Source organism: Micromonospora sp. PRAS1 (assembly GCF_059553435.1).
On the sequence record NZ_JCANNB010000028.1, the window covers coordinates 49,945 to 63,931 of the forward strand.

12 protein-coding genes are annotated in these 13,987 nt (G+C 73.3%); 6 read left to right on the forward strand and 6 right to left on the reverse strand.

Going from position 1 to position 13,987, the window contains the following annotated elements; translation table 11 throughout:
* Positions 1–54 precede the first annotated feature (54 nt).
* Positions 55–1,266: a cytochrome P450 gene (locus AC507J_RS23370; protein WP_496291320.1), complete on the forward strand. Its 1,212-nt coding sequence runs from the start codon at positions 55–57 to the stop codon at positions 1,264–1,266.
* Entirely contained in the window at positions 1,266–2,546 is a 1,281-nt protein-coding gene (locus AC507J_RS23375; RefSeq protein ID WP_496291321.1) for a cytochrome P450, read from the forward strand. The genes AC507J_RS23370 and AC507J_RS23375 overlap by 1 nt, the downstream gene beginning before the upstream one ends.
* On the opposite strand, the gene AC507J_RS23380 is transcribed toward AC507J_RS23375, so the two are convergent.
* The gene (locus tag AC507J_RS23380) at positions 2,482–3,780 is read right to left on the reverse strand and encodes a nucleotide disphospho-sugar-binding domain-containing protein (RefSeq protein WP_496291322.1); all 1,299 of its coding nucleotides are present in this window, start codon (positions 3,778–3,780) and stop codon (positions 2,482–2,484) included. The genes AC507J_RS23375 and AC507J_RS23380 overlap by 65 nt on opposite strands.
* Positions 3,781–3,851: 71 nt before the next feature.
* Between AC507J_RS23380 and AC507J_RS23385 the strand changes: the two genes are divergently transcribed.
* The 4 genes from AC507J_RS23385 to AC507J_RS23400 all read left to right on the forward strand — a co-directional run bounded on the left by AC507J_RS23385 (position 3,852) and on the right by AC507J_RS23400 (position 8,899).
* The gene (locus tag AC507J_RS23385) at positions 3,852–5,051 is read left to right on the forward strand and encodes a cytochrome P450 (protein ID WP_496291323.1); all 1,200 of its coding nucleotides are present in this window, start codon (positions 3,852–3,854) and stop codon (positions 5,049–5,051) included.
* 109 nt (positions 5,052–5,160) lie between these two features.
* Positions 5,161–6,861, forward strand: a complete 1,701-nt coding sequence (locus AC507J_RS23390; protein WP_496291324.1) for a carbamoyltransferase family protein — start codon at positions 5,161–5,163, stop codon at positions 6,859–6,861.
* Complete coding sequence (locus AC507J_RS23395) at positions 6,861–8,615, forward strand: AMP-binding protein (RefSeq protein WP_496291325.1); 1,755 nt, start codon at positions 6,861–6,863, stop codon at positions 8,613–8,615. Before AC507J_RS23390 ends, AC507J_RS23395 begins: the two co-directional genes overlap by 1 nt.
* Positions 8,612–8,899 (forward strand): acyl carrier protein, encoded by a 288-nt coding sequence (locus AC507J_RS23400; protein ID WP_496291326.1) that lies wholly within the window; start codon positions 8,612–8,614, stop codon positions 8,897–8,899. The genes AC507J_RS23395 and AC507J_RS23400 overlap by 4 nt, the downstream gene beginning before the upstream one ends.
* A 101-nt stretch (positions 8,900–9,000) precedes the next feature.
* On the opposite strand, the gene AC507J_RS23405 is transcribed toward AC507J_RS23400, so the two are convergent.
* The 5 genes from AC507J_RS23405 to AC507J_RS23425 all read right to left on the reverse strand — a co-directional run bounded on the left by AC507J_RS23405 (position 9,001) and on the right by AC507J_RS23425 (position 13,978).
* Entirely contained in the window at positions 9,001–9,435 is a 435-nt protein-coding gene (locus AC507J_RS23405) for a VOC family protein (protein WP_496291327.1), read from the reverse strand.
* Between the two features lie 62 nt (positions 9,436–9,497).
* On the reverse strand, positions 9,498–10,874 hold the full coding sequence (locus AC507J_RS23410) for an NtaA/DmoA family FMN-dependent monooxygenase (protein WP_496291328.1): 1,377 nt from the start codon (positions 10,872–10,874) through the stop codon (positions 9,498–9,500).
* A gap of 22 nt (positions 10,875–10,896) precedes the next feature.
* On the reverse strand, positions 10,897–11,844 hold the full coding sequence (locus AC507J_RS23415) for an aldo/keto reductase family protein (RefSeq protein WP_496291329.1): 948 nt from the start codon (positions 11,842–11,844) through the stop codon (positions 10,897–10,899).
* Positions 11,845–11,897: 53 nt separating this feature from the next.
* The gene (locus AC507J_RS23420; RefSeq protein WP_496291330.1) at positions 11,898–12,968 is read right to left on the reverse strand and encodes a class I SAM-dependent methyltransferase; all 1,071 of its coding nucleotides are present in this window, start codon (positions 12,966–12,968) and stop codon (positions 11,898–11,900) included.
* Positions 12,965–13,978, reverse strand: coding sequence for a methyltransferase (locus tag AC507J_RS23425; RefSeq protein ID WP_496291331.1), 1,014 nt, complete (start codon positions 13,976–13,978; stop codon positions 12,965–12,967). Before AC507J_RS23425 ends, AC507J_RS23420 begins: the two co-directional genes overlap by 4 nt.
* Between the last annotated feature and the right edge of the window lie 9 nt (positions 13,979–13,987).

The window sequence follows — 13,987 nt, forward strand, 5'->3', positions numbered from 1 at the left end:
GCGCCCGCCCGGCCAGTCTTGCCGGATTACCAACGACACGCAATAGTGACCAACATGGATGTCGCCCCGGTCGGCGTACCGCCCCGCTTCGACGTCTTCGATCCGCTCACCCTGACCGACCCCTACCAGTCGTACCGGCGGGCCCGCGAGGCGGCGCCGATCTGCCGTGGCGGCCCCGGCCAGTGGGTGGTGCTGCGGCACGCCGACATCAGCCGCCTGCTCCGCGACGATCGTCTCGGCACCGAGTTCCCACCCGAATACCAGGATCTCGCCTGCGGCGACAGCCAGATCGCAACGCTGCGCTCACACATAGTAATGACCCGTGACGGGACCGTCCACAACCGCCTCGCCCGGCTGATGGGCCAGGCGTTCAGCCCGACCCGGGACCGCTCGCTGATCGCCGGGATCGATCGCGAGGTACGCGCGGCCGTCGACCGGGTGCTCTCCCTGGGCCACTTCGACGCGCTAAATGACCTGGCGTTCCCGCTGGTCGTGGAGATCCTCTGCCGGGCGCTCGGGGTGGCGCCGAGCGACGCCGTGCCGTGGCGGGCCCGCGTGCTCGACCTCGGCCGGGCCTTCGTCCCGGTCATCCCGGCCGAGGAGCGCGCCGGCATCGACGCCACCATCGAGGCGCTGCGCGAGGTGGTCCGTCCGGTCGTCGCGGCGCGGCGCACCGATCCGCGTGACGACCTCGTCTCGCGGCTGGTCGCCGCGCAGGCGACCGAGGACTGGCTCAGCACCGACATGCTCGTCGACAACGTGGTCTTCCTCTGGTTCGCCGGCTTCGAGACCACTGTCAACCTGGTCGCCAACGGCTGCGCCATCCTCGCCGAACGGGACCCGCTGCTGGCCCGGCTACGTGCCGAACCCGCGCTGGTGCCGGGCGCGGTCGAGGAGTTCGCCCGCTTCGAGGCGCCGATCCAGGTCACCAGCCGGTACGTGCGGGCCCCCGTCGAGGTCGGCGGCCGGACCGTACGCCGGGGCCGGATCGTGCACCTCGTGCTCGGCTCCGGCAACCGGGACCCCGACCAGTTCACCGATCCGGACACGGTCGACCCGACCCGCAGCCCGAACCAGCACCTCGGGTTCGGCGGCGGGCCGCACTACTGCCTGGGCGCCCCGCTGGCCCGGCTCATCTGCCGTACGCTCTTCGCCGAGCTGACCGCGCGTACCACCGGGCTGACGCCGGCCGCGCCCGCGGAACGGGCCCAGCGGGTGATCTTCCGCGGCTACCGGCGGGTCCCGCTGGCAGCCGAGGCCGCCTGATGGTCCGCGCCGAGCCGGTCGGCACGCAACCGGTCCACAGCTCGTCAGGCGGGCCGATCGCCCGGCTGGTGGCCGGTGCTGACTACCACCGCGACCCGTACCCGCACCTCGCCGCGGTGCGCGAGGAGCACCGGCTGTGGCCGGTCGGCCCCGACACGTACGCGCTGACCCGCTACGACGACGTGGCCCGGATCCTCGGCGACCGGCGGGTGGGCAACGGGCCGCCCGCGACCCGACCGGGCGCGGCCGGGACCGTCTCCGGCCTGCGGGCCGCCGCCGCGTCGGCGGCCCGGCCGATAAGCGTGCTCGACCCGCCCGAGCACGACCGGGTCCGGCAGGCCCTGTCGGCGGCCTTCCCGCGCAGTCTCGTCGCCGCGCTGCGTCCGCGCGTCCACGCCCTCGTCGACGAGCTGATGACGAAGCTGGCCGCCCGCGCACCGGGGCCGGTCGACGCGGTCACCGAGTTGGCCCTGCCGGTGCCCCTGGCGGTGATCAGCGAGCTGCTCGGCGTGCCGGAACGCGACCGGGCGGCGATCGCCGCGCTCGGGCCGGCGTTGGCCGCCAACGGAGACCCCGAGGAACTTGTCGATCCGGGCCGGTCGGCCGCCGCCCGGGCGGCCGAACGGGAGTTCCTCGCCATCATCGGCCGGCTGGTGGTCCGGCAACGCCGGACGCCTACCGGGCGGATGCTGCCGGCCCTGCTCGGCACTCAGGTCGACGGCGCCCGGTTGGCCTTCGACGAACTGGTCGCCAACATCGCCTTCCTCTTCGTAAACGGGTACCACAACACCGTCAACCAGCTCGCGATGGCGTTGCGTGCCCTGCTCGACCGGCCCGAGCAGCTCGCCCGCCTGCGGGGTGACCCCGGCCTGGTGACCCGCGCCGTGCCGGAGCTGATGCGCTTCGACAGCCCGATCCAGTCGATCGCCCGGGTCGTCCACCAGCCCATCGAGATCGGCGGCGTCCGGCTGCCGGAGGGCACCCAACTGATGGCGCTGATCGGTGCCGCGCACCGGGACCCGCGCGCCTTCGAGGAGCCGGACCGGCTCGACATCGCCCGGGTCACCGCCCGGCGGCCGTTGGCCTTCGGCGGTGGTGCGCACTACTGCATCGGTGCCGCGCTCGCCCGGATCGAGGTCGAGACGCTGCTCGCCGCCCTGGTCAGCCGGTTCCCCCGGCTCGCGCCGGCCGGTCCGGCACGCTGGTCCAGCACCTTCATCCTGCGCGGTCTCGACCACCTGCCGCTGGAACTGGGCGCGCCGGAGGCCGCCGGGCGCTGACCGGCAGGTCGGCGTCGGCCGCCGTGGCCAGGATCGTCGCGGCGGCCACCCGCAGCCCCCGCTCGGCACGCAGCCGGGTGCCGAGTTCGTCGGCGGGCGCGGCCAGCCGCAGCGCCGCGCGTACCGCCTGGGTGAGCCGGTCCGGGTTCACCCGGTGCCAGTCCAGGCGCACCCCGGCGTTCAGCGCCGCCAGCACCGACGCCGTCTCGAACTGGTCCACGATGGAGGGCATCACCACCGCCGGCCGACCGGCGTGGGCGAACGCCGCCGCGGTGCCGATGCCGCCGTAGTGCACGCCGACCGCAGCCCGCGCGGCGACAAGCGACAGCGGCACGTACCTGTCGACGTAGAGCGGGCCGTCCACGCCGGTCTCGGTGGCCGCGAAGTCGATGTAGACGCCTCGCCGGCCGAGCCGCTCGCAGACCTCCCTGGCGACCTGCCGGAACCCCTGCGCCGGCAGGTGCGGCGGGGCACGGAAGACGATCGGCGCCTCGCCCGCGTCCAGGTACCGGTCGAGCGGGGCACGGCTGCGCCACACCCGGGTCTGGTCCCAACCGGCCAGGCCGACGACGGAGACCGACGGCGGCAGCGTACGTCCGTCGAAGAACAACGGCGAGGTCAGCACCAGGGTCCGCGTCGGAGACCGGCACAGGCCGAGGAACGAGGCGGCCGGCAGGTCGGTGCCGAGCGCGTCGGCCACCTCGCGGACCCGGGGCAGGAACCGCCGGTCCAGGGTGCGGCCGAAGGCCCGCCACGCGGCCCGGTTGGCGACCCGGCCCAGCGAAGGCCGGGGCAGGTACAACGGCATCCGTTCGGAGTTCGGAAAGAGCCAGGTCGCCGGGCTGACAGTCAGCCACGGCAGCCGGCGGGCGGCGGCGACGAGCGCGCCGGCGATCTGGATCGGGTGGGCCACGATCACGTCGCCCGGGCGGACGATCCCGTCCAGTTCGGCGGTGGTCGCCGCCAGCGGCGCCACCACCCAGCGTTCGGTCAGCTCCAGGAAGCCGCGCCGACCCCGGCTCGGCCGGACCTCCTCGGTGGCCGCCGTGGTGGCCGCCACCCCGAGCGGCGCGAACGGCACCCGCTCGCCGAGGGCCAGCGCCGCCACCTCCGGGCTGGCCGCGAGCAGCACCTCGCCGCCGAGCGCCCGGATGGTCATGGCCAGCCCCAGGTACGGCAGGATGTCGCCCATCGAGCCACCGGTCACCAGCACGAACCTGGGTGATGCGGGCATCGCCTCACCTCCGCCGGCCGTCGAGAATCCCGGCCCTTGCCATATCGACTGGCGCCGATCATAGTCGCTCTATGGCGACGCCGCTCACGCCGCTACCGCCCCGCTTCGACGGCACCGATCCGGAGGTGATCCGCGACCCCTACCCGAGCTATGCGCGGCTGCGCGCGGCCGGGCCGGTCTGTCGCTTCGGCGCCCAGCAGTACGGGGTGACCCGGTACTCGGACGTCAGCGCGCTGCTGCGCGACTCCCGACTGCGCAAGTACGCGATCTCCGAGGACTATTACCGGCTGGCCGCACGCGGCGGCACGGCGAGCGCCTTCTTCGCCCGGATGGACATCGCCCGGGGCAGCGCCGAGCTGCGGCGCACCCTCACCCAGGCGGTCAGCCGGGGCACCGTCGCCAACCTCGCCCCCACCGTCGACCGGCTCATCGACGAGTTGCTCGAACCGCTGTTGGACGGTGGCGGAGACGCCGTCGACGACCTCGCCCGGCCGCTGGCGCACGCCGTGCTGTGCGCGCTGGTCGGAGTGCCGGCGGCGGACCGGGTGGCGGTCCGCGAGCGGGTCTCGGTGCTGTCGGTCTTCGGTGACGCGGTGATGCTCGGCCGCGCCGACCACGCCCCGGCCGACGCCGCGTTGGCCTGGCTGCGGGAGCACGTCGCGGGCCTGCTCGCCGAGCGCGCCCGGCGTCCCGCCGACGACCTGCTCACCCGGCTCGCCGCCCTGTCCACCACGGAGGAGCTCCGCGACCAGGCCGTGGACCAGGTGCTGACCCTGCTGTACGCGGGCAGCGACACCACCGCCAACCTGATCGCCACCGGCATCGCCGCGCTGACCGAGCGGCCGGACGAGTTCGCCCGGCTGCGGGCGGCACCGGCGCTCGCCACGCCCGCGGTCGAGGAGTTCCTGCGCTTCGACGCGCCGATCCAGGTGACCACCCGGGTCGCGGACCACCCGGTGACCATCGGCGACCGGAGCATCCGCGCCGGCCGGATCCTGGTGCTCATGCTCGGCAGCGCCAACCGCGATCCGGAGCGGTTCGCCGAGCCGGACCGGATAGACATCGGGCGTACGCCGAACCCGCACGTGAGCTTCGGCGGCGGCGGCTTCTACTGCTTCGGTGCCCCGCTGGCCCGGGCCCAGGCGATCGCCGTGTTCGGCGCGCTGGCCCGGCGCTGCGCGGCCCTGCAAGCGCCGGCACCGGCGCAACGGGCGGCCCAGTTCAACTTCCGCGCCTTCCGGGCGGTCCCGGTCGCCTGCGTCCCCGCGTGAATCCGGACCGGGCAGAACCGGCCTTCAAAAATCTGATCGCTGTCTATATCGTACTGAGCATCGGTAGCGACAAAATTCGATCAATAACCGTTCGAGGGGTGCGTTGACGGTGCGTACGGACGGGCGTTACACCCTTGGCCTGAACATCAACCTGCACGACGCCTCGGCGGCCCTGCTCCGCGACGGGCGGCTCGTCCGCCTCGTCGAGCAGGAAAAGGTCTCCCGGCGCAAGCACGCCCTCGGGCAGCCACCGGCCGACGCCATCCGCGAACTGCTCGCCGCCGAAGGCGTCACGGCGGCGTCGCTTGAAGCCGTCGCCATCGGCTGGGACCTGCGGCGCACCCCGCTCGGCCGCAGCCGCCGGCTCACCCCGGAGGCGCTGCGCAAGACGCTCTTCCCGCACGACGACGATCTCACCCTGCCGCCGCTGACCTGGGTGCCGCACCACCTGGCCCACGCCGCCAGCGCCTACTATCCCAGCGGCGAGTCGGACGCCGCCATCATCGTCATCGACGGGGCCGGCGAGTCGCAGTGCTCCACCATCGCGCACGGCCGCGACGGGCGCATCGAGATCCTGCGGGAATGGCCGATCAGCCAGTCGCTCGGGTTCTTCTACGCTGCCGCGTCCAAATGGGCCGGTCTGGGCGAGTGGGGCGCGGGCAAGCTGATGGGGCTGGCCGCCTATGGCCGGGCCGGCGGCGACATCCCGCTGCACGGCCGGTCCGACGGCTACGAACTGCTGCTCCCCGACGCCCCACCCGACGCCGGCACCTCCTCCGGCATTCCCCGGATGGGCTTCCCGGCGGCGTACGACCAGGCGGTCCGGCGCGCCTTCGGCTGCCACTACCCGTACGCCTCGCGGGCCGGCGAGGACGCCATCGCGTACGCGGACTTCGCCGCCTCGGTTCAGTCCGCGCTGGAGGATGCCGTCCTCGGCCTGGCCACCTACGCCCGGGAACGCACCGGCGCCTCGACACTTGTGCTCGCCGGTGGCGTCGGCATGAACTGCTCGATGGTCGGTCGGCTGCTGCGCAGCGGTCTCTACGACCGGATCTACGTACCGCCGGTCCCCACCGACGTGGGGGTCTCGCTTGGCGCGGCGATCGTGGAGGCCCGCGACGCCGGCGTCTTCACCCCTGAGCCGATCGACCACGCCTACTGGTCACTCGGCATCTCCGCCGCGCAGGCCGGGGCGGCCGTGGCCGAGGCCGGCCTGGTCAGCCTCGCGCTGGACGAGCCGAGGCTGGCCGCGCTCGCCGGGGACGCCGTCGCCGACGGCCGGGTGGTGGCCTGGGCCCGGGGCAACGGCGAGATCGGGCAGCGGGCGCTCGGTGCGCGCAGCCTGGTCGCCGATCCACGCGACCGCCGGACCCTGGAGCGGCTCAACGTGATCAAGGGCCGCGAGATGTGGCGTCCGGTCGCTCCCAGCGTGCTGCATGAGCACATCGGCGACCTGATCGCCACGCCGACCGGCAGCCCGGCCAGCTTCATGCTGGCCGCCGGTGAGGTCCGGCCGGAGATGCGGCAGGTGATCCCGGCAGTCACGCACGTCGACGGCTCCGCCCGCCCGCAGGACGTCGACCGGGCCACCAACCCGGGTTACTGGTCGATGATCGAGCGCTTCCGCCAGCGCACCGGCGTGCCCGCGGTGGTGAACACCTCGCTCAACCTGGCCGGGGAGCCCATCGTCAACACCGCCGCCGAGGCGGTCGACACCTTCCTCCGGGCCAAGGACATCGACCTGCTCATCCTCGCCGACCGGGTGGTGGCCCGCGCGCCGAGCGAGCTGCCCGAGCCGGCGGAGGGTTGATGGCCGGCACCGGCGTGCTGCGCTGGCTGGACGACCCTCCCGCCAATCGGGGCATCCGATTTTCGGCTTCCGACGGCACCTGGCGACATCTCGGCTATCCGGAGCTGGCCGGATCGAGTCGCCGGGCCGCCGCGGCGCTGCACGAGGTCGGCGTCCGTCCCGGCGACACCGTCGCCGTGGTCAGTGCCGGTGGCCCCGACTTCGTCGGCGTGCTCTTCGGTGCGCTGCTGCTCGGCTCGTACCCGGCACCGCTGGCCCCGCCGCAGCGGTTGACCGGCACCGACGACTACCCCGACCGGCTCCGCGCCGCTCTCGACGCCATCGCGCCCGCCGTCGTCGTGCCCGATCCCGCCCACCGCGCGGCGGTCGCCACGGCGCTGACCCCCGCCGGTCCGGATTCCGCCGGCCAGGCTGCGCCGGCACCCGCCGGCTCCTCCGACGTGGCCGCTGCCGCGCCGGCACCGGCTGGCTCGGCCGGTGTCGGCCGGTCGCGTCCGGTCTGTTGCGACAGCGCGGAACTGGTCGGGCACGCCACGTCCTGGGACCGGCCGCCGGCCACCGGTGGCGGGCTCGTGCAGACCACATCCGGCTCGGGCGGCACCCGCAAGGCGGTCCGGATTCCGCTCGACGCACTCGCCGCGAACATCGCCGCCATCCGGGCCTGGCTCGGCATGTCGGGCACCACGGCGACCGCGTCCTGGCTGCCCGTACACCACGACATGGGGCTGGTCGGCTGCCTGCTCACCCCGATCGTGGACGGCAGCGACCTGACCCTGATGACGCCTGGCGAATTCGTGCACCGGCCGCTGCGCTACCTCTCCCTGTTCAGCGGCGACGGGTCCGCACACACCGCGATGCCGGCGTTCGGCCTGGCGCACCTGCTCCGGCGGGTCACCGACGAACAGTTGGCCGCCCTCGACCTGACCGGCTGGCGTTCACTGATCGTCGGCGCCGAACGCGTCGACGCGGAGCTGCTGGCCGCCTTCGCCGGGCGGCTGCGCCGGTGCGGCTTCGACCCCCGGGCACTGCTGCCGGCGTACGGGCTGGCGGAGGCGACCCTCGCGGTCACCGGCACGCGGGTGACCCCGACCTGGTCCTCGGTGCGGGTCGACGCCGCCTCCGTCGCACCGGGGCGGACGGTCCGCCTGACCGACGCCGCCGACGGGCTTCCGGTCGTCGGTTGCGGCGGCCCGCTCGACGGGGTGACGGTCACCATCGCCGACGCCGAGGGCCACCCGGTACCCGCCGGCCAGGTCGGCGAGATCGTGGTGGAGAGCCCGGGACTCGCCACCGGTTACCTCTGCGCCGTCGGTGACCTGTCCGCCGACGCGGGCACCACCGGCGGCACCCGGTTCCGGGCCGGACGACTGCACACCGCCGATGCCGGCTTCCTGCACCAGGGCCAGCTCTACGTGCTGGGCCGGCTCGGCGACAGCCTGAAGGTACGCGGGCGGACGGTCTTCGCCGAGGACGTCGAGGCGGCCCTGGTCGCCGGCGGTGTGCCCCGGCACCGGCTGGCCGCCCTGCTCGGCGCCCGCGACGGCGTACCGAGCGCGGTCGTGGTGCTGGAGCAGCCGGAGCGGGCCTGGATCGAGGTGGCCCACCGGGAGCTGCGGCGGCTGGCCGACGGGGCGCGGTCGACGGTGATCAGCGCCCGACCCCGCACGATCGCCCGGACCAGCAGTGGAAAGCCGCGACGGCGGGAACTGTGGGACCTCCTGATCACCAATCGGCTAGGCAGGGAGACGACATGAGCGAAGCATCCGACACGCTGCTCGACGGCCAGACCGAGGACCAGATCCGCGCGGCGGTCCGCGCGATCGTCATGGAACTCGCGCCCGAGCCGGACGAGGACGCCCCCGGCGACGCGACACTTGTGGAGAGCCTCGGATATCACTCGCTCGCGCTCATGGAGCTGGCCTTCACCCTGGAGGACCAGTACGACCTCGACCCGTTGGACGAACAGCGGGCACGCGCCATCACCACCCTCGACGACATCACCAACCACGTCCTCACCGAACTCCGCTCCCGCACCTGACCCACCCCCACCCCCACCCATTTCCCCATTGATCATGAGGTTAGCGGCAGTTTGAAGATCGACTATTGCCGTCAACCTCATGGTCAACGAGGGAAGGTGGGCTAGCTGGGGCGCTCGAGGAACATCCAGCGGTGGCCTTCGGGGTCTTCGGCGCGGTACTGGCGACCCCAGGGGCTGTCGTCCGGCTCGGAGAGGATCACCGCGCCCTTCTCCCGGGCCCGGGCGCAGTGCCCGTCGACGTCCGGGACGTAGACCAGCACGCCGTCGATGGTGTACGGCACCTTGGACCAGGCGGCCGCGGCGGCGCAGTGTTCCCGGTGCGCGCGGGGGCCCTCGTACTCGCGGGTGCCGGTGGCCATCATGATCACACCGTCGCCGGCGACCATCTCGCCGTGGCTGAGCATCCCGTCGTCGACCCAGCGGGCCTGCTCAACGAAGCCGAAGGCCTCCGCGAGCCAGTCCATCGCCGCCGGACCGTCCGCATAGTTGATCATCGGTACGACGCCCTGGCGGGACGCCCTCGTCTGCTCCGGCATGTCAGCCACCCTCTCGTCCTGCGGGTCCCGATCAGACCCGAATGATAGTTGTCGATTACCGGTTACGCCGGGCGCAGCGCCGTCGCGGCCGGGTCGAACCGCAGCCGGGCCCGCCCGGCCCCGAAGTAGCGTTCCCGCAGCGTCCGCTCGGCCGGGTCGTACGCGCGCCGTACCAGGCCACGGTCGGCCAACTCCGGCATCAGCAGGTCACACAGGTCGTCGATGCCGCCGGTGGGCGGGCACGGGAAGAGGTTGAACCCGTCGATCCCGGTCCGCTCGATCCACTCCTCCATCCGGTCGGCGATCTGGGCCGGCGTACCGAAGAGCATGTGCCGGTCGTACCGGTGCGGCCGTTTCGGCGTCGCCACCAGCCGCCGCACGTCCGCCACGGTCCAGCTACGGTCCCCGTCGAGCTGGCTGAGGAACGCCGTGATCGAACCGCCGTCCGCGCCGATCACCTCGAAGGCGTCCGCGTCCTGCGGGTAACTGTCCAGGTCCACCCGGGACCACTGGCACCACTTCGCCAACTGCCCCTCGGTGCTGGTCAGCTCCTGGTACGCGTCCGCCTTGACCCGGGCCGCCGCGGCCGACTCCGCCACGATGAACGGCGTACCGTGCAGGATCCTGATGTCGTCCCGCTCCCGACCGGCGGCGACCGCCAGGCCGCGCAGCCGCTCCACCTGTTCGGCACCGGTCTTCGGCCCGGCCAGGGTCACGAAGACCACCTCCGCGTGGCGGGCCGCGAACGCCATGCCCCGCTTTGAGGCCCCGGCCTGGTAGAGCACCGGCGTACGCTGCGGCGAGGGCTCACACGAGTGCGGGGTGTCCATCCGGAAGTAGGTGCCCTCGTGGCGGACCGCCCGGACCAAGGCGTCGTCGGTGAAGACGTCCCGCTCGGCGTCGCGTATCACCGCCCCGTCCGACCAGCTCTCCTCCCACATCCGCCGGACCAGGTGGACGTACTCGTCCGCGCGGGCGTACCGGTCATCGTGCGGCAGGTACTCGCAGAGGCCGGCGCGTACCCCGAGCCGGGTGTCGGAGATGACGATGTTCCAGCCGATCCGCCCGTCGGTGAGGTGATCCAGCGAGGAGAAGAGCCGGGCGCACTGGTAGGGCGCGTGGTACGAGGTGGAGTAGGTGACCGCCAGGCCCAGCCGGCGGGTCGTCGCGGCCAGCGCCGCGACCACAAGCATCGGGTCGACCACCGGCACCTGGACGCCGTGCCGCACGGCCGGCCGCCACGAGTCGCGGTAGACGTCGAAGACGCCGTGGATGTCGGCGAGGAAGAGCGCGTCCACACAGGCCGCTTCCAGCCGCCCGGCCAGCCAGGTCCAGTATTCGAGCGACCGGTAGCCGGTGGCGCTGCGGTCGCCCGGGTCCCGCCACATGCCGTCGAAGAGCGGCACCGGCGTGCACTGACTCAGCACGTTGAGGTACATGAACCGATCTCCTCCACTGCGCTCATCCGAGGACCGCCGATTTGAGTACGGCGTCGATCTCGGCGACCAGGTCCGGGGCGAGCGTGACGCCGCTGGCTGTGACGTTCTGCCAGATCTGCTCCGGCCGGGTCGCGCCGACGATCGCGGCCGCGACCTCGCTGCGGCGCAGCACCCAGGCGAGCGCCAGCTGCGGCATCGACAGGCCGGCCGCACCGGCCAGCGGGCGCAGCCCGTCCACGGCGGCCCGGACCGGTTCCGTGCTGAACGTGCGCATCGCCGACGCGGTGCCCCGGCCGCCGGCACGGCTGGCCGCCGGAGGCGGTTCACCGGCCCGGTACTTCCCGCTGAGCGCGCCCTGGGCCAGCGGCGAGTAGACGATCTGCCCGATGCCGTGCGCCGCGCAGAGCGGGAACACCGCCGCCTCCGGCCGGCGCCACAACATCGAGTACTGCGGCTGGCTCGACCGGAACGGCGTCACGTCCGGTACCGCGAGCGCGGCCTCGATGTTCTCCGGCGTCCACTCGCTGAACCCGGTCACCCGCACCTTGCCGGCCTCGACCAGTTCGGTGAGCGCCCCCATCGTCTCGGCCACCGGGGTCGTCGAGTCGAACCGATGACACTGATAGATGTCGATGTAATCGGTGCCGAGCCGGCGCAGCGAGGCGTCACACTGCTTGCGTACCTGGGCGGCGGAGAGCCCTAGTTCGCCGCGCCCCATCGGCATGTAGACCTTCGTGGCCAGCACGTACCGATCCCGCCCGATGCCGGTGAAGGCACGGGCCAGCAGTTCCTCGGCGGCGCCCCGGCCGTAGACGTTCGCGGTGTCGAAGAGGGTGATCCCGGCGTCCAGCGCCGCGTGCACGCAGTCGACGGCGTGCTCGTCGGTCACCTTGTCGCCGTAGGTGAGCCAGGAACCCAGCGCGATCTCGGACACCATCAGGTCGCTGTCGCCCAGCCGGCGGTACTGCATCGGTCCTCCCCTGTCGACTGACCCCGATCCTGGCCGGCATCGCGCGCGGCGGATCAGGTCAGCAGGTAGAAGCGGTGGAAGCGGTCCGGGACGTCGAGCGTCCGCACCTGGTGGAAACCCGCCTGCGCGGCGTACGCACGCACCGTGTCCGCGCGCATCACGGTGCCCGTCCCGGCCGACCGAGGTCCGCTGAGGCAGGCGGGCAGGCAGTGCAGCACGCTTGTGGCGTACTGGAAGCGCTCGACCTCGTCGGCCGGGGCGGTGAACTCGTCGGCGACCTTGGCATCCATCACCAGCACCTGGCCGCCGGGGGCGCGCATCGCGGCGGCACTGGCCAGCACCGCCACCGGCTCGGCGAGTTCGTGCAGGGCGTCGAAGACGCAGACGAGATCGAAGACGCCCGTCTCCGGTGGCGTGGCGCAGTCGCGGGCCTCGAAGGTGACCCGGTCGGCCAGGCCGGCCCGCACGGCGTGCTCGGTCGCGTCCGCGAGCGTCGGCTCGTCCACGTCGAAGCCCTGCACCCAGGCGAGCGGATACGCGGTGGCCAGGGCGATCGCCGCCCAGCCCGCGCCGCAGCCCAGGTCGGCCACCCGGGACGGGGTACTACGCAACCGGTCGTGCAGCTCGGGCAGGTGTCGGGCGATCCAGCCGACGAGGGAGTGCCGGAACAACGCCCGGTTCGCTCCGGAGTGGCCGGTACGCCAGTCCTCGCCGAAGGCGGCGTCCGGCACCCCGTCACCGGTGCGGAACGCCTTCAGCAGCTCGGGCAACGCCCCGGCGACGCCGCCGACCGGGAGGATCGCCATCGCGGCCAGCGACAGTGGCGAGTCGGACTCGATAAGCACCTCCCGCTGGCCCGGTCCGAGCGCGTACCGCCGGTCCGGGCCGTCGTCGCAGCCGAGGATTCCGGCGACCGCCTGCTGCTCCAGCCACTCGCGCAGGTAGCGGTGGGCGTAGCCGGTGCGGGCGGCGAGTTCGTCCACCGTGGCCGGACCGCGTTCGGCCAGCTCGGCGTAGAGCCCGAGCCGGACGCCCAGGTACATGGTGAGCAGTTCCTGGGTCGCCAGGCAGGCCAGCCAGAGCCGGACCGCGAAGGCCGCACCGGGCGGCGGGGTGTTCGTCACGACGGGACCGCCTCGATGATCGGGAACATGGTGGTGTCGACGGTGCGGACGACCCGCAGCCCCGCGCCGGCGCAGAGTTCGGTCAGCTCGTCGACGGTGCGCGCCCGGCCACCGAGCATGGCCAGGCTCAGCAGGTCGTAGGTCTTGCTGATCCGCAGGTCGGCCCGGTCGGCGACGACCGGTTCGAGCAGCAGGGCCCGGCTCTCCGGCCGCATCGCGGCCCGCACCGTGGCCAGCAACCGGGCGGCGTCCGCGTCCGGCCAGTCGTAGACCACACGCTTGAGCAGGTATGCGTCGTGCCCGGCGGGCAGGTCGGCGAAGAAGTCGGCCGCCACCACCGTGGCCCGGTCGGCCACCCCGGCCGCGGCGAACACCTCGGGCGCCCACCGCGCGACGTGCGGCAGCTCCACAAGTGTGCCGGTCATCCGCCGGTGCCGGCGCAGCAACCCGGCCAGGAACGCCCCGTCGCTGCCGCCGACGTCGACCACGCTCGCCAGCTCCCGCCACGGGTACGCGGGCAACATCGCCCGCAACTCCAGCCGGTTGCCGGCCCGCTGGATGCGGTCGAACCGGACGCTGTCGTGCGGGTGGGCGGCCAGGTGCTCGTAGTACCCGACGCCGTGCACGTGCGGAAACGCCGGTTCCCCGGTGCGGATCGTGTGCTCGAAGTGCGCCCACGCCTCGAAGTTAACCGCCATCAGCGGGTACGCGTCGCGCAGCGACAGCGGATGGTCGCCCCGGAACAGCTCCGCAGCCGGGGTCAGGGCGAACACCCGTGGTCGCGGCTCGGCGAAGATCTCCTTGCTGGCCAGCGTACGCAGCACCCGGGCCAGCGTCGGCGCGTGCGCCCCGGTCTCGGCGGCGAGTTCCTCGACCGGCCTCGGCCCGGCCACCAGCAGGTCGGCCACGCGCAGTTCGCAGACCGCGCGGATGGCGAACGGCACGATGTAGTCGGCCAACTCCTGCACCCGCAGCAGCAGGTCCACCATCGCCGGTTGGTCCCGGGCCACGTCGCCTCC

Excerpts from the sequence above, each read along its gene's own strand:
- AC507J_RS23370 (WP_496291320.1), top strand. The coding sequence starts at position 55 with ATGGATGTCGCCCCGGTCGGCGTACCGCCCCGCTTCGACGTCTTCGAT.
- AC507J_RS23375 (WP_496291321.1), top strand. The coding sequence starts at position 1,266 with ATGGTCCGCGCCGAGCCGGTCGGCACGCAACCGGTCCACAGCTCGTCA.
- AC507J_RS23380 (WP_496291322.1), bottom strand. The coding sequence starts at position 3,780 with ATGCCCGCATCACCCAGGTTCGTGCTGGTGACCGGTGGCTCGATGGGC.
- AC507J_RS23385 (WP_496291323.1), top strand. The coding sequence starts at position 3,852 with ATGGCGACGCCGCTCACGCCGCTACCGCCCCGCTTCGACGGCACCGAT.
- AC507J_RS23395 (WP_496291325.1), top strand. The coding sequence starts at position 6,861 with ATGGCCGGCACCGGCGTGCTGCGCTGGCTGGACGACCCTCCCGCCAAT.
- AC507J_RS23400 (WP_496291326.1), top strand. The coding sequence starts at position 8,612 with ATGAGCGAAGCATCCGACACGCTGCTCGACGGCCAGACCGAGGACCAG.
- AC507J_RS23405 (WP_496291327.1), bottom strand. The coding sequence starts at position 9,435 with ATGCCGGAGCAGACGAGGGCGTCCCGCCAGGGCGTCGTACCGATGATC.
- AC507J_RS23410 (WP_496291328.1), bottom strand. The coding sequence starts at position 10,874 with ATGTACCTCAACGTGCTGAGTCAGTGCACGCCGGTGCCGCTCTTCGAC.
- AC507J_RS23415 (WP_496291329.1), bottom strand. The coding sequence starts at position 11,844 with ATGCAGTACCGCCGGCTGGGCGACAGCGACCTGATGGTGTCCGAGATC.